The organism is Sphingobacterium sp. UBA1498 (assembly GCF_002325125.1).
In the GTDB taxonomy this organism is placed as follows: Bacteria; Bacteroidota; Bacteroidia; order Sphingobacteriales; family Sphingobacteriaceae; genus Sphingobacterium.
The window spans coordinates 79193-101918 of sequence record NZ_DCRG01000012.1 but is presented as its reverse complement, the minus strand read 5'-3'; the positions used below and the strand labels follow the sequence as shown (position 1 = coordinate 101918).

18 protein-coding genes are annotated in these 22726 nt (G+C 37.8%); 8 read left to right on the top strand and 10 right to left on the bottom strand.

All coding sequences use genetic code 11. The annotated features are described in order from the left end of the window. Positions 1-94: 94 nt before the first annotated feature. From B3139_RS08385 to B3139_RS08365, 5 genes are all read right to left on the bottom strand, one after another. On the bottom strand, positions 95-1846 hold the full coding sequence (locus tag B3139_RS08385) for an aromatic amino acid hydroxylase (protein ID WP_293881808.1): 1752 nt from the start codon (positions 1844-1846) through the stop codon (positions 95-97). A gap of 135 nt (positions 1847-1981) precedes the next feature. Next, the gene (gene tyrS, locus B3139_RS08380; protein ID WP_293881806.1) at positions 1982-3181 is read right to left on the bottom strand and encodes a tyrosine--tRNA ligase; all 1200 of its coding nucleotides are present in this window, start codon (positions 3179-3181) and stop codon (positions 1982-1984) included. Between the two features lie 238 nt (positions 3182-3419). Continuing rightward, positions 3420-4259 carry a hypothetical protein gene (locus B3139_RS08375; RefSeq protein ID WP_293881804.1) on the bottom strand — a complete coding sequence of 280 codons (840 nt, stop codon included), beginning with the start codon at positions 4257-4259 and terminating at the stop codon, positions 3420-3422. A gap of 226 nt (positions 4260-4485) precedes the next feature. Next, positions 4486-4905 (bottom strand): SH3 domain-containing protein, encoded by a 420-nt coding sequence (locus tag B3139_RS08370; RefSeq protein WP_209575965.1) that lies wholly within the window; start codon positions 4903-4905, stop codon positions 4486-4488. Between the two features lie 11 nt (positions 4906-4916). After that, on the bottom strand, positions 4917-5423 hold the full coding sequence (locus B3139_RS08365) for a BON domain-containing protein (RefSeq protein ID WP_209575967.1): 507 nt from the start codon (positions 5421-5423) through the stop codon (positions 4917-4919). A gap of 233 nt (positions 5424-5656) precedes the next feature. Between B3139_RS08365 and B3139_RS08360 the strand changes: the two genes are divergently transcribed. Beyond that, entirely contained in the window at positions 5657-6760 is a 1104-nt protein-coding gene (locus tag B3139_RS08360; RefSeq protein ID WP_209575969.1) for a DUF695 domain-containing protein, read from the top strand. Here the strand turns inward: B3139_RS08360 and B3139_RS08355 are convergent. Next, the gene (locus tag B3139_RS08355) at positions 6742-8253 is read right to left on the bottom strand and encodes a hypothetical protein (protein ID WP_293881798.1); all 1512 of its coding nucleotides are present in this window, start codon (positions 8251-8253) and stop codon (positions 6742-6744) included. The genes B3139_RS08360 and B3139_RS08355 overlap by 19 nt on opposite strands. Positions 8254-8395: 142 nt before the next feature. On the opposite strand from B3139_RS08355, the gene yiaA reads away from it, so the two are divergent. Next, complete coding sequence (gene yiaA / locus B3139_RS08350; protein ID WP_293881796.1) at positions 8396-8863, top strand: inner membrane protein YiaA; 468 nt, start codon at positions 8396-8398, stop codon at positions 8861-8863. 84 nt (positions 8864-8947) lie between these two features. On the opposite strand, the gene B3139_RS08345 is transcribed toward yiaA, so the two are convergent. Both B3139_RS08345 and B3139_RS08340 read right to left on the bottom strand, forming a co-directional pair. Further along, a complete protein-coding gene (locus tag B3139_RS08345; protein ID WP_293881794.1) occupies positions 8948-10693 on the bottom strand; it encodes an ATP-binding protein in 1746 nt (581 codons plus the stop codon). After that, positions 10690-12027 (bottom strand): sigma-54-dependent transcriptional regulator, encoded by a 1338-nt coding sequence (locus B3139_RS08340; RefSeq protein WP_293881792.1) that lies wholly within the window; start codon positions 12025-12027, stop codon positions 10690-10692. The genes B3139_RS08345 and B3139_RS08340 overlap by 4 nt, the downstream gene beginning before the upstream one ends. Before the next feature lie 230 nt (positions 12028-12257). Between B3139_RS08340 and B3139_RS08335 the strand changes: the two genes are divergently transcribed. The 3 genes from B3139_RS08335 (at position 12258) to B3139_RS08325 (ending at position 16513) form a co-directional block, all read left to right on the top strand. After that, entirely contained in the window at positions 12258-13853 is a 1596-nt protein-coding gene (locus tag B3139_RS08335) for an ABC-F family ATP-binding cassette domain-containing protein (RefSeq protein WP_293881790.1), read from the top strand. 286 nt (positions 13854-14139) lie between these two features. Next, entirely contained in the window at positions 14140-15876 is a 1737-nt protein-coding gene (locus tag B3139_RS08330; RefSeq protein WP_293881789.1) for a GMC oxidoreductase, read from the top strand. A gap of 4 nt (positions 15877-15880) precedes the next feature. After that, positions 15881-16513 carry a gluconate 2-dehydrogenase subunit 3 family protein gene (locus B3139_RS08325; protein WP_293881787.1) on the top strand — a complete coding sequence of 211 codons (633 nt, stop codon included), beginning with the start codon at positions 15881-15883 and terminating at the stop codon, positions 16511-16513. A gap of 48 nt (positions 16514-16561) precedes the next feature. Here B3139_RS08325 and B3139_RS08320 read toward each other — a convergent pair whose 3' ends face one another. After that, on the bottom strand, positions 16562-17461 hold the full coding sequence (locus B3139_RS08320; RefSeq protein WP_293881785.1) for an OmpA family protein: 900 nt from the start codon (positions 17459-17461) through the stop codon (positions 16562-16564). 100 nt (positions 17462-17561) lie between these two features. Next, the gene (locus B3139_RS08315; RefSeq protein ID WP_293881783.1) at positions 17562-18086 is read right to left on the bottom strand and encodes a hypothetical protein; all 525 of its coding nucleotides are present in this window, start codon (positions 18084-18086) and stop codon (positions 17562-17564) included. Positions 18087-18410: 324 nt separating this feature from the next. On the opposite strand from B3139_RS08315, the gene B3139_RS08310 reads away from it, so the two are divergent. The 3 genes from B3139_RS08310 to B3139_RS08300 all read left to right on the top strand — a co-directional run bounded on the left by B3139_RS08310 (position 18411) and on the right by B3139_RS08300 (position 22722). Continuing rightward, positions 18411-18785, top strand: coding sequence for a hypothetical protein (locus B3139_RS08310; protein ID WP_209575985.1), 375 nt, complete (start codon positions 18411-18413; stop codon positions 18783-18785). Positions 18786-18850: 65 nt separating this feature from the next. Then, the gene (locus B3139_RS08305; protein WP_293881781.1) at positions 18851-20824 is read left to right on the top strand and encodes a transglutaminase domain-containing protein; all 1974 of its coding nucleotides are present in this window, start codon (positions 18851-18853) and stop codon (positions 20822-20824) included. After that, positions 20821-22722 (top strand): DUF3857 domain-containing transglutaminase family protein, encoded by a 1902-nt coding sequence (locus tag B3139_RS08300; protein WP_293881779.1) that lies wholly within the window; start codon positions 20821-20823, stop codon positions 22720-22722. The genes B3139_RS08305 and B3139_RS08300 overlap by 4 nt, the downstream gene beginning before the upstream one ends. The last annotated feature ends 4 nt before the right edge of the window (positions 22723-22726 follow it).

Below are 22726 nucleotides of genomic sequence, written 5' to 3'. Positions count from 1 at the left end.
AAGGGAGCTAACCAAAGACTAGACAGCTCCCTTTTGAGATTTAAACAACTTTTTCAACGTTTAGCTTCAGCATACTGTTTTATACACTAATTCCTTACTGATTATTTATAGCCTCCTCCTTTGCAACACGCAGTCCATCATCGATCAGTTTTTTTAAATATGCATATCGATCGATAAATTCCAAGAGCTGCTCTTCAGCCAGCTTAGTTAACTCTTCTGTACCATTAGCCTGAGCAATTTCAAATAACTCGACCAAACCTAACCAATGATCCGCATTTTCCGATCCAAAGAGATTGAAGATAGCAAGCCACGCTTCTTCATCAAACCCTTTTTCCCGCAAGCTCCGTATCGCCGCATGAAGGTTCACTAGCTTTACATCTTCGGGTTCATTAGACTTTGAAGACGAAGCGTGATCGAGATGTTCTTCCAGAGCTTCATAGGCATCTTTATCTGCGGCGCCGGCAAAAACAGATACAATCTCCGATCCGACAGCCATATCATACGGCCCCCATTCGGGTCTAAAATAAACATCTTCACCACGATATACTCGACAGGAGGTAAATGAAATCAAAACAATCTTGTCAAATTGACGGAAAATACGTTGAACAGTTCCTGCAACCGTAATTCCGGAAGCAAAGTTTAAAAGACACTGCTGGCCTTCAACTATACCATATTGGATCAATGTTGCGTCATCAAAATCTTCCAGATCATGATCTGCATCTCTCAAATTTCCTACTGGAGAACCAAATCCTTCGCTATGATAATTTATACCGTGTCCTTCGAGCTGCTTACCCGCGAATGCCAAAGCTGTAGGCCCCTGTGTCTGGATGTACGAAAGATTTTTATCTACGTTGGCTGAGGTAAAAATTCCCGACACTTGCAGACCAGAACTATACGCTAAAGTACAAACAGAACGACAGTCTATTGCTTTTTCAACACTCTGTTTGCCTCCAACTCGAAAAGCCATGGTATCGGCAAATTTATCCAACACCATCCTTAGATGCTCAAAATCCGGAGTAACAAACAACTGTGGCTGTGGCTTGGTAATATCGTACGAATACTCAATCGCATATAAATCGTATGGCAATTTGGGTACATCATCTTGCATACAGCTTGCACTCTCCCCAATGGAAGACAATAAACCTGCTCCATAAATCTTAGGGTTAAGAGCATCTCCTATCAGCCCATATTCCACAGTCCACCAATGCAGCCTACTTAACAGTGCCATCTCCGATGGCTCGCCCATATTTTGCTGAATAGTCTGTAAATTTTTCTCTGCTGCAGCCAACTCAACTGTGGTCGTGGTTGTTTGCTCTTTTAAAATAGACAATTGGCGGATAGCTTCATAGAGCTCAAAATCCTTTCCTGACGAGAGTGCTTTTGTGCCTATCTCTCCAAAATACTGGAGGTATGCTGCATAATCAGCCTCCCCTATTATTGGTGCGTGACCAGAGGACTCGTGAATAATGTCCGGGGCTGGAGTATATTCAATATGTTCCAATTGGCGTATGTCAGCAGCAATAACTAATACACGATGTGCCTGAAATTCCATAAAGGCTGCTGGCGGGATAAAACCGTCTACTGTCACTGCTCCCCAGCCAATCAATTTTAGACTATCGTTCATTTCCTGTAGATTGGGAATAGTTTCAATGGATAACCCCGCTTTTTTCAATCCGGGGATATAGGGGTAATACGCTACATCTTTCAAAAATGAATAATTCTGACGCATAACATAACGCCACAGTGCCTGATCTAAGGCGGTATAGCGTTCGTATCTCTGCGCAACAACATAGCGTTTCAGATGTTGGGGCAACTGCTCCAAAACTGTATTATTGTAAGTTTCCATCTATAATTGGTATGAAAAAATAAAGTATGTGACTTCAATATGAAGGTAAAAAATATATACGGCTTTGTAAAGCATTACCATGTTAATTATCTGATTTTCACAAAATATTACAATAGTATACTTTCCAAAACCATACTAAACAACTTTAAAATAACTTCTTTTGCCTAATTTTATTTTAAGCCCCGCATTTACATAGATCGTCAGATCCGGATTCAACTGTTTTATGGAATCGATCCGCACAGCTCCGCCTATAATCAATCGTCTCATCGCTGACTTTGTCGATCCTTTCAGGAAATAACACAGATCAACCAGTTTGGCCTTTTCACCAAACTGCTCGCGCAATGTTTGACAAGACACCTCTAAAAAAGCTTTTTCTTCCAATTTCTTACGCTGAAATTGATTGACAAAATAATCATTCGCAGCCAACGCAAATGCATCGCCATGGTACTGGACTACAAGATTATGTGCTATAAGTTTCTTAATTTCCATTGGATTTTCCCCCATTTCAAGACGGGTCTTCATTCCAAGTTTGATTTCCTGATTGAAATCTGTCGTCAAGTCGATGTATTCAGGAATTAAATGATCTGGAATTGACATGGTTTTACCAAACATTTCATTCGGATCATCCAAAAGACCGATCGTGTTGTTTAATGATTTGCTCATTTTTTCTTTTCCGTCCAGCCCGCGCAACAAGGGCATACACAGCACTATTTGTGGATCTTGTCCAAAAGATTCCTGTAGCTGCCGTCCCATTGCGCAATTGAACATTTGATCTGTTCCGCCCATTTCAATATCGCTTTTGATATGCACGGAGTCAAAGCCCTGCAATATTGGATAAAGCAATTCATGCATGGCTATTGACCGATTCTCGTTTAAACGCTTACTAAAATCATGACGCTGCATGATCTGGGCAACAGTGACTTTCGACACCAGTTGAATAACTTCTGTAAAATTTAGCTGATCCAACCAGTCACCATTAAAAACAATTTTTGCTTTTGAAACATCAATAATCTTAGACAGTTGCGCAATATAAGTAGCCGCATTATGGGCAATCTCATCCTGATACAACGGTTCACGAGCTTTATTTTTCCCTGTAGGATCTCCAATCTGGGCCGTAAAGCTGCCCACCAAAATTACGATTTCGTGACCCAGGTGCTGAAACTGTCTTAGCTTCTTCAATACCACAGCGTGCCCCAAATGAAGGTCCGGCGCTGTGGGATCAAAACCAAGTTTTATAATTAATGAACGATTCTTTTCTTGAGCTTCCTTCAACTTCGATGCAAGTCCTGTCTTCGGTAAAATAATTTCAATGTTTTCTTCTAACTCTTTTAACATAATGTTATATAAAATAAAAAAAGCCCGAACGTTATGTTCGGGCTTAGCTATAAATGATAATTTAATTTCTTAATTTAATAGGCATAGGGGTCCCGAACGACTATCGGGCGATAATAATTACAGAAAAACGGAAAACGTAATATGTTGTTCATTTTCTTCATTGCTTCACAAAGGTAGCGCTATATTTTTAAAATGCAAAAATATAGCGATCTCTGCTTGATTAGGCTTGTGTTTTCCATTAGCCCCCGGTATTTTTATCCATCAATTTTCCCGACGCATTATAAACATACTTCTCGATATTCCCTTTATCCTTCTTCTCCACTACCCTTTGCACGAGCAATGAATTCTTAAAATACTCATGGTAAAGGCGGTTATGGAGGTTATATTTCCGCTCGACAAGATTATTATTCTGATATACATCAATATACTCAACTTTAGCTTTCCGATAGGTATGCTTTAGTAATTGCCCATGAGCATCAAATAACTTTGATTCCTGTATCTGCCCACTACAATTCAATTTGGCACTGTAAATTAATGTATTGTCTAATCTGTAGTTAGCTCTAGTATGGTCAAAATCATTCTCAACCGTATAATAATTATCAAAAAATACCTTTGTTATTTTTTTCCCATTATTTGCAGCTCCGTAAAATACCGTTTTTTCCTGACTGATTTTCCCATTCTTAAAATTACGCTGCACACTTGAAGTATCCGTTATTGTATATTGAAAGTCTGGCAAGGTGGCAGCTTTCACATTCATTTGCTGCAATACACCATGTCGTACAACAACAACACCTTGTTTGCCATCTTTTTCAATCTTAAAATCCCGTTCGACTATACCGTCCTGATTAATCGAGATAAATGCGTTTGAAAGCCCCATAAACTGATTTTTCTGCAAAATATACTTACCCGGCTTCAACTTCGCTTTTCTTCCTTTTTCAAGTATCCGGATTGTATCTTTTGGATATTCTGATAAATGGAGCTGGTAGCTATCTTTATCTAATCGAACATATTCTTGTGCAACTCCAAACTTTAAAGCTAAACACAGGTATAACACTGTAATAAGACGTAATTTCGACATAATGTAATAGAATTGTTGCATTAAAAGTAACACAATTATTACACCAAAAATTAAAATAGGAGTGTTTTTCGACATATTTTTCCAGTAGACATGTAGCTACCGTACGCGCTAACTCATCCAATACCAGCTTACGTTATCAATAAAAAAGGAGAATTATCGTTAGGTAATTCTCCTTTTTTCAAGGTCTAAGAGAGTTTGCCCCCTATGGTCCTACAACTTCCAACCACTAAACAGACTCTAAATACTGTGCATAACAATATCCCTCTTCGTTATCTTTCGTTCTGACTAGCCACCATTGGTCATTCGCTTTACTAATCAAAGTGATAATTTCTCCTTTGGCGGCTTTGCCTACAATAGGCTGATCTGTACCGGGCCCTTTTCTAACATTCAAGTTGCTATTTTCTGTAATGACTTTAACCTGACTTCCCGGCACTTCTGTAGCCACATCCACATTGAGGACCACATCTCCCGTTTGGAAATTTGGATCTATATTGCCGTAGATTTCCCACAGCTTATTTTTTATAGCTGCAGTAGGTGCAGTACCCCGAATCTGCAATACACCATCCATTTCGGCATAATTCAGATCATTTACACCTGAAGATTGAGCCGTATCTAAAAGAACTTTATATTTTTCTTGCAATGACATAGTTTCTTATTTTATTTTTTGACAACAATACCGCTTAGATCTACTTTCTTAGGATTCAAATTATCCAGTCCCTGTTTTAAGGTTATTATCTTTGGTTGTTCCAATGTACCTGTAACAGAGATCACACCATCTTTTACACTAGCCTGCACGGAAGGAAAATCTTTCATAAACGTATTCACCGCCGCACCAAGTACCGCATCATTATTGGATACCTCAATTGGCGCCGGTGTTGATGAGACTGGAGCGCTAACGATAATATCATTTTGAATAGATTTAATGTCTTTATCACCTGCTGTTTTAGCTATAGACTCCACCTGTTGCTTTTCATCTTCCGAACCAACTGTACCACTTAGGATAACTTTTCCTTTTTCAACTTCAACGTCTATCGTTTTACGACCAGTAAGGGCATTTTCGATCTTTTCTTCTAATTTATCGTCAGATAAACCCGATTTACAAGCAGAAAAGGAAAGTGCGAACGTAGTTGCCAATAGACAAAATGTTAATTTGCTAAATTTCATAAGACCAATTTTAATTTATAATTCCAACAATACCCTAACAAATTCCTATAACAATTGTTTGTTCAATTATTTTAAACTTGAATTCACTTGCCGGACCGTAATTATATAATTAAATTTAGGAACAGCGGTATTCTTGATTCTTCATTCAAATCATTTTTCTCCGCTGGGCTATGGAATAATAAATGAAAAAACAAATACGTAAAGTTGATAATTCAATCGAATAGCTATTAAATATGAGATTTTTGAATAATATTTTTGGTAAAAAAGAAAGTGAAAACGACGCCGTACAAGATTTTTGGGAGTGGTTTAAAAAAAACGAACAGACATTTTTTCAAATCGTAAAGAGTGGAGAACAAATTGATCAGCATTTTTTCAGCAAGCTTTTACCAAAGATCGATTCGCTTCGCAAGGAACTGTATTTCTTAACTGGGATGTACGATAGTGATACAGTAGAACTTGTCATCACTCCTGATGGAGTCATCAAAAATATTGCTTTCGTAGAACTTCTGATCGCTTCTGCTCCATCACTGCCTCACTGGAAATTTACAGCATTAAAACCTGCTATCGCGGATATGGAAAAATTCAAAATTAAAATGTACGGATTTTCCTTTGACATTAATGAAATGTATTTTTATCCTGTTCAGCATAAATACTTCCCTGATGAAGTCGATATCGTTATTGTCCATCCCGATTATACGGAAGAGAACAAGGCTAGTATCACCCATGGAATAGAGATATTTCTCGACAATTACATGGGTGAATTGAATTCTATCATAGCCATTGATAACTTGAATGTGACTTCAAAAGATCTCGCAACCGAAGAGTTGATTCCACTGCTCAAGCTAAAAGACTATTTGATCTGGAGAGAAAAGGAATTTGTGGAAAAATACACTGATCTAAGACATCATTCCACAGATGACATCTATACAGCTTTTGAAGGTATATTAGAAAACGACCTACCGATATTAGCTATTATCAATACAACGCTATTAGACTGGGATGGAAAAGCATCTCACCCTTGGATCGTTACGCTAAAAATTAGCTATGATGGAACGACAACTCAAGGAATGCCAAATCGCGAAACTTATGATTTAATGGATAATTTTGAAGAGGAACTAATGAACAGCCTTCCAGATGATATTGGCGTTCTTAATATTGGCCGAGAAACGGCTGATAACCTAAGGGAAATTTATCTGGCCTGTACAGAATTCCGAAAAATCACCATGACCATTGATCAGTTAATCGAACAGTACGAGGAAAAACTCCAAATCGATTATGGCATCTATAAAGATAAATATTGGAAATCCTTCGAGCGATTTTATACACAAATAGAGTAAGATTCTTTGATCAAATCCAACAAAACCTGATAAGGGCTTCCAGAAGTAACAAGAGCCTTTAACCAAGCAGCAAACCCCATAACGAATAAATCCTTATTTTCTTTTTGATTCACCATAGCATCAACAGCTGCACGATACGATTTTGTGTGAATAATGGTAGGGTTTAAAAGATATTTTTCAATCAATTTAGCAAAATCAATCACTCTGTTTTCATTGACAGTCATCAAGTATTTTTTATACCGGCGAACAAAGCTTTTTAGTTTCGAAGTTGCCAAATCGATATGATCAAATTGAATGTGGATCAGTATTTCGAGCAGCCTCTTCCGAATAGTCCATAACATCCCCATTTTCTTCTCGTACCAGGCATCCGTCCGAGTCAATTTTTGAAGTTCAACTAAAGCAGTTTTATCGCGGAATTGGGTTAAAAACATGACCAAACATAATTGTAGATCCGCCAGATCAACCTCACTTGATTTTGCTATTGATTGGTTGATCCCTTTCTTTAACAGCGCAAGACCTTCTGCGCCATCGCCAAGGTAATGAAAGTTCAATGCCTTCAACAATTGGCACCGTAGCTGAAACTGCGTTCGAAAAGCAGGGCTTCCCTGCGACAAAACTACATCCATCCGTTCCAAATACATCAAACTTTCCTTAAAAAAACCATTCCGCAAATTGAAATTTGCCAGATAATACAAAATATGCAGATAGTAAAATAACTGAAGGAATGCCTGCTCCGGATGCTTAAACAGAAAATTATCTGCCGTTTTTAAGAAAGAACGAACCAGCGCATAGTTTTGATGTATTGCAGCATACTCATTTGCGATATACAAGAGTTGATAAAGTGATTTAAATGACAAGAGATCATCCAAGGAAATACGGTATTTACTCAACGTATCTGAAATCAACTTATTGAGATCAACTATTTTTGCCCTCAAATGAATATTCTGCAATTCAGCGCGCAACAAAGCATAAGCAATCTGAAATTTCGCTTCTTGCTGCAATTTTTGTTGATTTTCGACAAGCCTTCCGACAAGCAGTTCCACATGAACAGTTGCGTCTAAATGAGCATATTGTAGCCTAGTTTGTAAGATTTCGTTCAACAAACTAAACTGTTCAAGATGAAGCGCTTTGTCTTCTGCTCGCTGAAGACATTTAAACCCAATCTTAGTAAACTGGCCTTCCAATAGGAAACGGCCAACAACAAACAATTTCAGTGCTTCATGCGCCTCGCTATTGTCTCGCTCAAAAACCTTGTTGGAAAGAAAAAACAACAGACTCTCATGAAGCCTTTTTCTCAAGGCATGGTAAGCATTCCGATTTTTAGTAGGATCATACAATTTTTTTAATTTATTTATATCGTCAGTTTCTATAATTTCTAGCAATCTGACATTTTTTACATCATTTCGCTTGTTTTTACGTTTCAGAAAAGCTTTAAAACTCTTCTTATCATCATTATCAAGCAATAATAGTAAGTCTGATATTGGATCTATCATCGTTTAAAAATTCGCATTAAATAAATATATGAAACAAAATTATATCGTCAGTATTCTTATAAAGATAAGTTTAAAACTAATTGAATACTATAGATATTTGGATAAGAAAACAACAACATTTTAAAACTAAAAAAAGAAAATTATGGAACCGCTAAAAAACATGATTGACGAAAAAAAAACTCAAAGAGATTTAAACAAAAGAAATCCATTTAAACCAACAGGGGCATTTATCGGTGCGTCATGGACTGCATTATTGGTTGGAACTGTTGGCTATTGCGTAGGCTTATGGAATGCAACAATGGCATTGAATGAAAAAGGATATTATTTCACGATTTTACTGTTTGCCCTGTTTGCGGTTATCTCTGTTCAAAAAAGTGTCAGAGATAAAGCCGAAGGGCTCGCCGTTACCGAATTGTACTATGGTTTAAGCTGGTTTGCAACAATTGTAGCCGTTGTTCTGTTGACTGTAGGCCTATGGAATGCAGAACTGCTTTTGAGTGAGAAAGGATTTTACGCAATGTCCTTTTCATTGAGTATATTCTCAGCAATCGCAGTACAAAAGAATACGCGCGACGCAAAACTTATTGATGACAATGAAATAAAACTTTAGCGGGTGCCTATCTTGCGGCCTCTGCAATGCAAGCCGCTAGATCTTTCAATGCGCTTTTGGAAGGAAAAAGATAGGTTGATGGTTTTAGGCCGATGGCCTAGGCGGAGCAATCGGAAGATAAACAAAAAATGTACTTCCACTTCCCAAAACACTTTGTACATCAATTTCTCCACCCATGCTTTCGATAAATTCTTTGCTTATGCTCAATCCTAAACCTGTTCCTTCTTTTGTACTTCCTGGAACACGGAAGTAGCGATCAAAAATTTTCATTAAATATTGCGCTGGAATTCCTTGCCCATGATCCTCAACCCGTAAAAGTACCCTTGCTCCCATTCTTTTGGCAGCAATGGCGATCACTCCCCCCACATCGGAATATCGAATTGCATTGGACAATAAATTCGTTAATACCCATGCGGCTTTTTCCCTATCGATAAGGACCATCGGCAAATTCCTTTCCAATTCTACGTCTATCCGGATTTGCTTTTGCTCAAACATCGACCGATTGGCTAGTAATGCGTAGTCTACAATCGATTCGATAGCTGCTTCGGTCAGTCTCATCTGAATCGCACCACTCTCCACCTGTGCAATATCCAAAAGTTCCCCCGTAATCTTGAGAAGCCGCGCTGTATCATCGGCAATGCCTTCGAGCAAATCTTGTTGTTCTTGATTTAAATCTCCGATCCTTTTATTTTCTAATAATTGGATTCCCATGCGTATTGAAGCGATAGGTGTTTTCAATTCATGGGAGACCGTTCCAATAAAATTCGTTTTCGCTACATCACGCTCCTTGAAACGGGTTACATCCTTCAGCAAAATAAATTGTCCGATAAATTGAGCCCCCTCCTCTCCTGTTGGAACAATATTAATATCAATGACCTCTAAATCAAAATAGTTTTGTTTTCCTGCAACACACACCTGAAACATCCCTAGATGACCAGACTCTTGATGCAAAGAGTTAATTTTGTTGAGAAGGTTTTTAATCAAATCATTAACTGATGCAATTTCTTCCAAATTTTCCCCCTCAAGTTCAACAAGTTTTAACCCCGAAATTAAACAAGCGGGCGTATTCGCAAAAAGCACTGTTTTTTCTTCATCGATCCCTATGACAGCATCATGCATATTATCGATAAGAGCTTCGATTCTCTTTTTATGCTGTAAAATCTTACCCAAATTACTGTCTGTATACTCCTCAAGTTTTTGAGCCATTGTATTAAATGATTTTGACACCGCTCCAAGTTCGTCCCGTCGCTTAAAATGGAGTCTCATTTTGTAGTTCCCAGCAGCAATCTGTTTAATACTATCGGCTAATTGTACCATTGGGCCTGCAATGGCGATGGGGAGATTGATCAACAATACAAACGCAATCATAAAACAGATTGCGCCAACAATGGAGATCGCCAATATAGCTTTCTCTGCTGTTGCATTGGCGACATCATTTTTGTGTTCGATCGCCTGCATATTCAGATACATTAAATGGAATATATCTTTCCGTAAGTCAGCCAATACGCTCACATTTTTCGTATCCTCTTTTAAGTTCAAAAAGTGACGATTTACACGTTCATTTACCTCCTGTTCCCCGCGCTCGGTTATATTACGATTTTGGAGCCTTAAGTTATATTCAAATAGCTGAACACTCTTGTTGCTGGTACGAAAATCTTCCAACGCCAACAGCATATTCCTGGAGTAATGCACCGTGTTATAGTTGTCGACTAAAATGTTATTTGTATCTTTTTTTAACCGATAAACATAATACCCACTCACTATCGCAAGCAGCAAAATCATGAAAAATAAAAAACCTACCCAAAAAGTCAGCTTAGCTTTAAGTTTCATTGGATTTTATATTCTTCAATTTTTCGGTACAAGGTAGCTATACCAATTTCTAACAATCGAGCAGCTTCCGCTTTATTTCCATTTGTATGTTTCAAAACCCGCGCTATATGCCGCTTCTCCATATCGGACATTGAAAAGTTTGATAAAATACCTGCCCCTTCTCTAAAATCACGTTGCACGAAGGGAAGACTCTGAACATCCAGTACGCCCCCCTCACTTAAAATCACACTGCGTTCAATCACATTTTTCAGTTCGCGGATATTTCCCCGCCATACATTACTTTCCAATGCCTGCACAAATGCTGTGGTCATCTCCAAAGGTTTCAAGTTGGATTTTAAAGCAAAGATATCAACATAATATTTTGCCAGGGGCGCAATATCCTGAACACGCTCACGCAGTGGTGGTAATTCAACGGTAAAAACAGACAACCTGTAAAATAGATCACTTCTAAAATGTTCAGAAGCAATTTCCTCGTGGAGATTTCTGTTAGTCGCAGCTATAATTCGTACATCTACGTAAGTTGGTTTAGAGTCGCCGATTTTTAAAAATTCGCCGGTTTCCAGAACACGGAGAATCTTGGCCTGAAGTTCCAACGCCATCTCACCCACTTCATCCAGAAAAATAGTACCGAGGTGCGCTTCTTCAAACAGGCCACGTTGATCTTTATTTGCCCCCGTAAAAGCGCCAGATTTATGACCAAACAACTCATTTTCAAGCAAATCCTTTGTAAATGCCGCACAGTTGATAGCGACAAAACTACGTTCTCTTCTAGCGCTCGCCTGATGGATAGCCTGTGCAAAAACCTCCTTACCAGTGCCCGTTTCACCAGTGAGTAAGACCGTTGTATTTGTAATAGCAACTTTTTGTGCTAATCCAATAGCGGTCTTTATAGCAGTGGAATTTCCAATAATCTTATCGAATGAAAGCTTATCTCCTAATCTTTTTTCCAACTGCTGCACTCTTCTAGCCAACGCAACCTTTTCACAGGCTTTATAAAGAAGTGGTATAATACGATTATTATCATCTCCTTTCGTAATGTAATCGAAAGCACCATTTTTTATTGCCTGCACGCTGTCCGGGATATTTCCATATGCCGTCAATAGGATAATCTCTACAATGGGATACCGCTCTTTAATTAATTTAGCGGTTTCAACGCCACTACCATCAGGTAGTTTGACATCACAAAGCACCACATCCACTTCACTGGCTTCAAGCTTTTTTAATCCGGATTTAATATCAGCAGCCTCAATGACATCAAAACCTTCCAGGCTAATAATTTTGGCTAGCAATTTCCGAAGCTTATCTTCGTCATCTATAAGAAGAATTTTATTCACAAGTGTCGTTTTTTCAAAATTACAATTTGTCTGAAGCAATTAGTAGAAAAATAAACAATTTGACTATTTATCGAAAATTTTTACGACATCAAAATATAAACGCTATCTTTGTACTTCCTCAATAGTATCAAAAACTGTATGTAAGATTAAAATTCTTTAGAACGAAATAAATACCATCCATTGACAATATCCTTGCAATTGGTCTTTTCTAACATTTAAAGAATTTCAACATGCTTTCCATACAACAACTTTCTTATATACATCCGAATAAAGATTTATTGTTTGAGAACATAAGTCTGTACATATACGCGCAAGAGAAAATAGCATTGATTGGCCACAATGGCGTGGGCAAATCAACTTTATTGCGACTGATTGCCAAAGAACTCTTTCCAAGCAGCGGGAGCATACAGTCCGTCGCCAATTCCTACTATGTCACCCAAGTCGTTGGACAATTTGAGAAAAAGACAGTTGCTGAAGCACTTAAAATTGACAAAAAATTAGCTGCACTTGATGCCATATTAGCGGGCGACGCCTCTGAAGAAAATTTCAATACACTTCAGGATGATTGGAATTTGGAAGAGCGTTGCCAAGAGGCCTTCTCGCTATGGAATCTGCCTAACATCCAACTGACACAAAAAATGTCTTCACTTAGTGGCGGACAACAAACAAAAGTCTTGTTGGCCGGAATCCAGGTTCATCAAACCGAACTCATTCTCCTAGACGAGCCAAGCAACCACTTGGATATGGATAGCAAAAAAAATCTATACAATTGGATCCAATCAACTAACAGCACACTGATCGTTGTAAGCCATGACAGAACGCTGCTTAATCTATTGGACGATATGGCCGAAATGACACCCAATGGCATTAAGCGATACGGAGGTAATTACTCCTTTTACAAGGCTCAAAAAGAAGGTGAGCGTCATGCTTTGCAACAAGATATCCATCACAAGGAAAAAGCGATAAAAATTGCGAAGGAGAAAGAAAGGGAAACAATCGAACGTCAAAATAGATTAAATAACCGGGGACAAAAAAAGCAGGAAAAAGCTGGTGTGGCGCGTATAATGATGAATACGCTACGAAATAATGCTGAAAAGAGCACCGCAAAAATAAAGAATGTACATCAGTACAAAATCGGAGGTATCAGATCCGATCTGCACGAGCTCCGGGGCTCGCAATCGGCATTGGATGAAATTAAAATAGATTTAGGAAACAGTACTTTTCCCACAGGAAAGAGTATGGTAAAAGCAGAAAACATCAATTTCAGCTATGGCTCGCAGCAGCTGTGGAAAGATAATATAAGCTTTCAATTATTCAGTGGAGATCGCATCGCACTACAGGGCCAGAATGGGTCTGGTAAAACGACATTGGTTAAACTCCTTCTTAATCAATTAGTGCCTGAACAGGGAAAAATTGAACAACAATCGTTTGAATCGATCTACTTAGACCAGACATATTCCATCCTATCTCCGCATTTGAGCATCTATGAACAAGCTCAGCAATATAATACTCAAGCATTGCCCGAACATGAAATTAAAATCAGACTCAATCGCTTTCTATTTGGAAGGGATGAGTGGGATAAAAAATGTCAACAATTGAGCGGCGGTGAAAAAATGCGGCTGATATTATGTAGTCTAACTATTAAACAACAATCGCCCGATTTGATTATACTTGATGAACCAACAAATAATTTAGATATTCAAAATATCCTCATTCTGACAAAAGCAATTCAGCTTTATAAGGGAACATTGCTTGTTATTTCGCATGATGAAGTATTTCTAGAAGAAATTTATGTAAACAAAGTCGTCCAGCTAGCCAACCTATAAATGGCAGCTGCTTCTATTTTGCTCCAATGCACTACGCTTCGCTTATGCTACTAACCATTGTAAAATTTAAAGAAACAACGCGTTTTTTGTAACAATCCCATATTCTTTGTTTAAAATCTGCTAAATCGATAAATTAAATTAAAAAAAACAAATTTTTATCAATATATTCACAATGATTTTAAACATGAAATAATAACCATTAAATTAATTGAACCTTTCATTTACAGAATTAAGCTTCATGGCAGACGTATCGCATAGGCCCCTCAATTAATTACTTCATTTAATTATGTCAGATTATCAAATTAAAGAAAATCCCGAATTATTTGACGCCATCGTAGTTGGTTCCGGCGCAGGTGGTGGCATGGCAGGTTATATACTTGCGCATGCGGGACTTAAAGTATTGATGCTGGAAGCAGGTCCTTTTTATGATCCAGCAAAAGATTCATTGCAACTACGCTGGCCTTGGGAATCTCCAAGAAGGGGCGCAGGTACTACTAGACCTTTCGGGGATTTTGATGCGGCCTTCGGCGGCTGGCAAATCGAAGGTGAACCCTACAGCAAAGTAGCGGGAACAGAATTTGAATGGTTTAGAGCCCGCATGCTTGGCGGAAGAACGAATCACTGGGGTCGAATTTCATTACGCATGGGCCCTGACGATTTTAAGCCCAAAGATGGAGTTACTGAAGAATGGCCTATTACCTATGAGGAGGTTAAGCCTTTTTACGACCGTGTAGACCGCATGATCGGTATATATGGAACGGTAGAGGGTATTCATAACGAACCAGATGGAATTTTTATGAAACCGCCCAAACCACGTCTAAACGAATTTTACATTGCAAAAGGCGCTAAAAAAGCAGGGGTTCCAGTGATTCCTGGGAGAGGCGCTGTACTGACAGAAGTGTCGAAAGACATTAAGGATCGTGGAACCTGTTTCTATTGCGGTCAATGCGGTCGTGCATGTAAGGTCTACGGGGACTTTTCTTCATCTTCTTGTCTCGTTATTCCAGCAATGAAAACCGGTAATTTAAAAGTAATTGACAATGCGATGGTACGAGAAGTCATTACAAATGATGAAGGGATTGCCGTTGGTGTTTCTTATGTAAATACCAAGGATTTACAGGAATATACTGTTAAGGGTAAAACCGTTATTTTGGGTGCGAGTGCCTGTGAAAGTGCGCGAATTATGCTAAATTCCAAATCAAAATCGCATCCTGGTGGTGTTGGTAATAGCAGCGGTTTAGTTGGAAAATATCTCCACGATTCTACAGGAGCCAGCTTATCGGGATTTTTGCCACAGTTACTTGACCGGAAGCGCTATAACGAGGATGGTGTAGGCAGTGTGCATATCTATTCCCCCTGGTGGGAAGATAATGCTAAGTTAAACTTTCCTAGAGGCTATCACATCGAATATGGAGGCGGTTTACATATGCCTTCTTACGGATTTTTGAACTGGGTACCGAAAGTAAACGATATCGCCAAAAATTCAGATGGAAACGGAAAAGCCAAAGGTGGTTATGGCACAGCTCTAAAAGAAGATTTCCGCACCTATTATGGTGCAAATGTCGGTATGGCCGGAAGGGGAACGGCATTGGCAAGAAAAGACAATTACTGTGAGATAGATCCAGATAAAGTCGACAAATTTGGCATTCCGGTGCTACGCTTCAACTATAAATGGGCAAATGAAGAAATAGCACAAGCGAAACACATGCAAGAGACATTTCAATCGATTATGCATGAAATGGGCGCTGTGATCACATCAAAAATCCCAGGAGCCGACACCTTATATGGACTGGAAGCTCCAGGAAAAATTATTCATGAAGGTGGAACCACAAGAATGGGTAACGACCCTAAGACTTCTGTTTTGAACAAATGGGGGCAGGCGCACGATTGTAAAAATCTCTATGTGGTTGATGCTGGGCCATTTGTACAACAAGGGGACAAAAATCTGACCTGGACAATACTCGCTTTATCGATGCGAACAGCAGAATATATACTTCAAGAAAAGAAAAAATTAAACGGTTAAACGCATGAATAGAAGAGAATCTTTACGAGCGTTAGGATTAATTGCAGCTGGATCTGGTCTTTTAACCACAGCTTGCAATTCAAAAGATGCTAAAAATGCTGCGGCAGACAATAGTAAAAAATTACCTGGAGTACAGGATTTTGAATACGAACGCACAGAACAACTATACGCTGAAAAGTTCTTTGATGAACATGAAATGGCGACAATAACTGTATTGGCTGATATTATTATACCCAAAGACAGTAAGTCTGGCAGTGCATCGGAAGCTGGTGTACCCGATTTTATCGAGTTTATTGTCAAAGATTTGCCCGACAATAAAATCCCCATGCGCGGTGGACTTCGTTGGCTAGACCTCCAATCCAAAAAGCGCTATGGTACAGTTTTCATCAAATGCAGTGAAAAGGATCAGCTTGCGTTAGTAGACGATATTGCCTATCCCGAGTTGGCAAAACCAGAGATGAAACAAGGTGCTGCATTTTTCTCCTTGATGCGTAATCTTACTTCTTCGGGATTTTACACGAGCGAAATGGGTATAAAAGATATTGGCTATGCCGGAAATAAACCTGGCGTCTGGAATGGTGTACCAGATGATGTATTGAAAGAGCACGGTTTTGACCCGACTAAATTCTTTGGATAGAATAAAAAAATCCTTTNNAAAGGATTTTTTTATTCTATCTAATCCAAATTATTGCGCTGATGGAACTTCTGTAGCTTCTGGAGCTTTATCAATTAATTCCATAAATTGATCCAATTTTGGGGTTATAATAATTTGTGTTCTTCTATTCCGTTGCTTACCGAGCGCTGTGGAATTGTCCGCTATAGGGTTATATTCTCCCCTACCGCCCGCAGTTAAGCGTTTTGGATCCACACCATATTTATTCTGTAAAGCCTGTACCACAGAAGAAGCTCTTAGGGTACTTAAATCCCAGTTATTACGAATATTAGGTTTTGAAATCGGGTCGGTATCGGTATTACCTTCAATCAATACTTCATAATCTCTATAGTCCTGAATGATCTTTGCAATTTTACTCAATGTCTGATCTGCTCTATCGTTAATTTCATAACTGCCGGATTTGTAAAGCATATTATCGGCAAGTGAAATATAAACCACCCCTTTCAAGACCTGTACATCAACTTCCTGCAACTCTTCACGGCTAAGCGATCTAGTTAAATTGTTTGATAATACTAGATTTAAAGAGTCGGATTTATTCTTCGTTTCTACCAGATGTTTGATGTATTTGTTTGAAGCGTTAATTTCGTCAACCAACTTGGAAATATTAATATTTCCCTGTGAATTCTGATTAATACTATTATCTAACGACTTCTGCAAAGCAACATAGGCAGATCGCAGATCAGCATTATTTTGTTTTTCGGTGGCTAGCTGATCCTCTAAACTCTTAATTCTCGTGCGACCTTCCGCTATTTGAAGCTGCCCGTCTTGATATTGCTTGTTTAACTGACTATGCTCTGTTTGTAATTTATTGTAGTCCGACTGTAAGCCAGCATATTGTTTTTTGCTGACGCCACATCCGATAACAAACAAACTGGCCGTCAATACTGACATTGGAAAAACTAAATTCTTCATGATATACTCTTTTTGTAGATGTTGAATTAATTCATATAGCAAGATACACAATATTCTAGCCAAAACACCTTAGGCGTTTCAAATTAACAACCTTTAACGTCTATTGAGCTAACTCTTTTAATTCGGTTGAACTAAATATCTGTGCACCTTTGAGGTAAGGATTCGCGCCTTTTAAATAGTTATAAATAATAGATTTGGCTTCCTCATTCGGTAATTTGTACAGATTTTTAACAAGGAAGTTTTTATCTTCAAGAATATTATTGTTATAACCCAAAAAAGAAGGTGCATGTACCTGTACACTCCACCGTATAAACCGCGCTTCAATATGATTGGGATTTTCTTTTATCACTTCTTCCAAATAATTTTTACCCGCTTTAAACTGTCCAACTTTTTTAAATGGATTACCGATATGTTTAGCTAAAAGGATCTGATAAGCTGCCAAGTATACTTTCTCAGTAGGTGATTTGGCTCCCTCAATTAGCACCTTTAAATTATGTTCACATAGATCCTCATCCTTTACAGCTCCCGCATATTCCCTTCGAATTTTATCTATATTCACCTGTTGGCCAAGTCCAGCCTTTGATAGGCAAAATAGCACAATGATCATTACTATTCGTGTTATCATAATTATAAATTAGGTCATCTAAACCATTTCATTTTCCCGCTTAAATTACTAAAAAAATCGAATCCAACTATTAATTTTAAATTATCATCGCACCAAACAAAGGTTTCCATAACATTCTATCGCCACAGCTAGCAAAAAAAGAAAAAACATTCATTAAGGTATATTTTAAAAGCGATTTGGCTTCAATTCACATCCCCAATAGTTAATCTACGAATAATCAGCCTATCTCATCAAGTCAGGAAAGCTCATAAGTTTCATGTTCCTTGCCAAAAGTCAAATTATTTTTACTATATTAGGTATACCATTATAAATTTAAAACGAGCTATGGAGACAAAAGCAGAATATCAGATTTGGGATACTATTGTGAATAGTGCAAAAACTAAATTCGATTATAAGCATATTCGTGCTATGTTTAAAAAGGAAGATGACGAAATAACCGATAAGTTTCTATTCCATATTATTGCAGGTTTTGCCTGTGGTGAAAATCATCAGACAATTTCGACTAATCTTTTCAATGAATTACAAAACATTCATTTTGAATGCAATGAAGAACAGATCGATAGATTTATCGCTGATAAGCACGTGAAATTCAGCCCAGAAATATATGCCACCTATCTAGCATTCTCGATGCTGGAAGATGGTGAGGATATCGATAATATCACTGAAATTATAAACAATCTTTTGCAGTTAGATAAATAATTATCCTGAATTATCGTTTAATTTTGGCTAAAAACTTATATTTGTGAATTATTACACCTATAGTTATGCGCCAGTTTTTAACGCTATTTTTAATATTTTCTATTTATACAAATAGTGTAGCCCAAAATTTCGATTTTGGTAAAGTTTCTATTTCGGATTTCTCACGTACAGATTTGGATAGCAATGCCCATGCTATCGTTCTGAATGAGTTTGGTCAAAGCTCTGTTTTCGTGGATGATTATGATAACCGTATCAAACTTCTTCATGAATACCATGTACTAATCCGCATCATAGACAAAGAAGGATTTAAAAAAGCTAATTTTGAAATTCCATCTTATAAACGTGGAAATTATATACGCGACTACTTTGATGAATTAAAGGCTGTTACATATAACTTAGAAAACGGTAAAATAGAGACAACAGCGCTTGAAAATAAAAAAGTTTTCAAAGAAAATTATTCAGCACATCTGGACCTTAATAAATTCACGCTTCCGAATATTAAAGAAGGATCTATCATTGAAGTATCTTATCGAACGCTAGAGCAGGACTTATTTAATTTTAAGACATGGGAATTTCAAGATGATCTTCCTAAAATACAAAGTCAATACATTGCAATTATACCTGCTTCTTTCACATACAATGTAGCTTTACGTGGACCTTATAAACTTACTGATCAAAAAGGTGAAGTATTGAGAGAGTATATTTTTCTAGATGGTCTAAGAATGGATTGTTCAAAATTGACCTATACAATGAAGAACATTCCGGCATTTATCGAAGAGGATTACATGACTTCCCCCACCAATTTTAAATCTGCAATTTATTATGAACTTGAATCGATTTTTTATCCGAGCACGGGTAGTAAGAAGACATTTAGCAAAACTTGGAAAGACGTCGATATAGACCTGATGAATGAAAAGACCTTTGGTGGTCAATTAAAAAAAACAGATGTATTCAAATCCAGTTTAGCAACAATTATATCGTCTAATGATAGCAAACTTGAAAAAGCAAAAAAGGTATATAACTATATCAACAAACAAATAAAATGGAATAATCATTTAGGCAAATATGCAGAAACAGGCGTTGAAAAAGCACTAGAAAAAAGGAATGGGAATATTGGGGATATTAATTTAGCGTTAGTAACCGCTTTGATGGCTGCAGACCTGGAGGCATACCCCGTCATTCTCTCGACTCGCCGAAACGGTACGCCTAATGCGCTTTTTCCTGTATTATCTGACTTTGACTACGTCATCGCTTGCGTGGATATCGATGGCGTAAAATATACATTAGATGCCACTAATGCTTATTTGCCTTTTGGAGAATTGCCTTTACAATGTTTAAATGAACGGGGAAGAATCATCTATTCTAAAAAAAGCTCAAATTGGTTCCCACTTGTAGCGACAGAATTTTCCGAAGTAAACTATGTCTTGGAAGGAGCTTTAGATGAACAATCAAAAATTAAGGGAAAATTAACCATAAGCAGTAGCGGCAACAAAGCATTCTTAAAGCGTCAACATATTGCTAAATTTAATTCTTTGGAAGAATATTGGGAAAAAATGGACGAAGAAATGCCCAACATTACACTGATAAAGTCGAGTATCCAAAACCTTGAGGATATTGACCAAACGTTGATAGAAGAATTCGATGTCGTCGCGGATGTTTCCAAACAGACGGGACAAGGTGAGATCGTTTTGGCTCCAACTATTATTGACAGGATCTCCCACAACCCATTTAAGGCGCAGGAAAGAACCTACCCCGTCGACATGGGCTTTAAATCCAAAACATTGTACGCAGTCAGGTTAACAATCCCAGATCAGTATGAAATTGTTGAAAAGCCTCAAAATGTGTCCTTAGCGCTGCCTGAGTCCACTGCAAAATATAAATATGTCAGCCAAACTGATGGCAACAAAATCGAAATCCTACAGAGCCTCACGTTCAACAAACCCCTATTTTCGGTCGATGAATATTTTTCACTCAAAGAATTATATTCCCGTATCATTCAACAACAAAAAGTAGATCTAAAATTAATTAGTAAAAAATGAAAATTCTATTCGTCAACTTACTATACATCCTGCTTCCGATCCTTGCGATTGCGCAAGAAAACTATGACGTTGCTAATATTCCCAGTACATTAAAAAGCAGAGCAGTAGCGACTGTACGCAATGATAAAACTGTGGTAGAAATAAAATCTCCCGAACAAGTTGTCACCACGACAACTTGTGCCATTACCGTGTACAATAAAAACGGAGACCGTTATGCCACGCTTCCGGTGTATTATGATAAATCCACTGAGATCAGAAGCATCAAGGGAGCGATCTATAACGAAATGGGCATATTGCAAAAGAAAATTTCAACGAAAGATTTTAAGGATATTAGCGCTGTTGACAACAGTACGATGTTTGCCGATTCCCGAGTAAAATTATATGTCCCAAACTACCACAGCTATCCCTATACCATCGAATATCAATACGAGGTCAGAAGCAAGCAAAACTTGATCATTCCATCTTGGACTCCGGAGGTCTCCAACAATGTGTCCGTAGAAAAAAGCAGTTTCCAATTTATCGCACCAATTGGCACAGACTATCGAATAGAAACAAAGAATTACAGTGGAACTGCAAAACAAGAAAAAAATGAAAAGACCGAGAGCAAGACGTGGAATGTGGAACAGATAGCGGCAAGAAAGGAAGAATCATATCGTCCCAACTCCAGTCTTAAAAAAACGAATGTACTCATTGTTCCCAAAAATTTCATTTACTACGGGAAAGAAGGAAATTTCTCAGACTGGAAAGAATTCGGTAACTGGGTATCCAACAGTTTGCTAAATAAGAAACAAGACCTAACCGAAGCCTCCAAACAAAAATTTATTGCATTGACCAAAAATGCCAGTTCAGACAAGGATAAAGCAAAAATTCTATACGATTACTTACAAAAAAACACACGCTATATCAGTATTCAGATAGGCATTGGAGGCTTAGAGCCCTTTCCTGCTTCAGAAGTAGACCGTCTGGGGTATGGCGATTGTAAAGCGCTAGTCAACTACATGCAAAGTATGCTGTCGGCCGTCAATATCCCATCCTATTATTGCATCGTCGAAGCCGGAAGACGCAAAGAAAGTTTCAATAAAACCTTTGCGAACGCTCAAGACGGAAATCACGTCATATTATGTATTCCGTTTAAAAATGATACAACTTGGCTAGAATGTACAAGCCAAAACCTTCCATTTGGTTTTCTCAGCGATTTTACCGACGATAGAGATGTCGTTGCCTGCACTGAAAATGGTGGAGTTATTATGCATACTCCTAAATACGTAAATTCAACCAATCTTCAGCTTCGCTACGCCGATCTAAAACTTTCAGAAGACGGGAATATACAAGGTTCGCTAAACACCAAGTTCTACGGAACTCAATATGCAAACCATATGGATGTACTTTTGGCTAGCAATAATGACAAGAATAAACTTCTAACTGAATATTACAATATAGACAATATCAATTTCAACCGGATAAATTATATTGAACACAAAGAAGATAATCCATTTATTGAAGAGCACCTGGATATTTTCATTAAAAATTATGCTGTGAAAAATGGCAATAAACTTTTGATCCAGCCTAATTTATTCAACTCATATTCCAATATTCCTGACAGCAAAAATAGAACAGAAGATATTTTTATTGAAAGAGGTTTTACCGATGTTGACAGCATTAGCATTATTCTTCCTGAAAATATACTTAAAACAGTAGTCCCTGAAAAGAAAATCATTGAAAAATCGTTTGGTAAGTATGAGTTTAGATCAGAAATAAAAGACAATAAACTCTTCACTTACAGAAAATTGGAGCTTTTTGAAGGCACCTATCCTGCTAGTAATTATGAGGAATTTTTTCAATTTCATAACGAAGTAAGCAGTAGTGATAGAGGCCGTTTTAACCTTAGCTTTCTCTAAACAA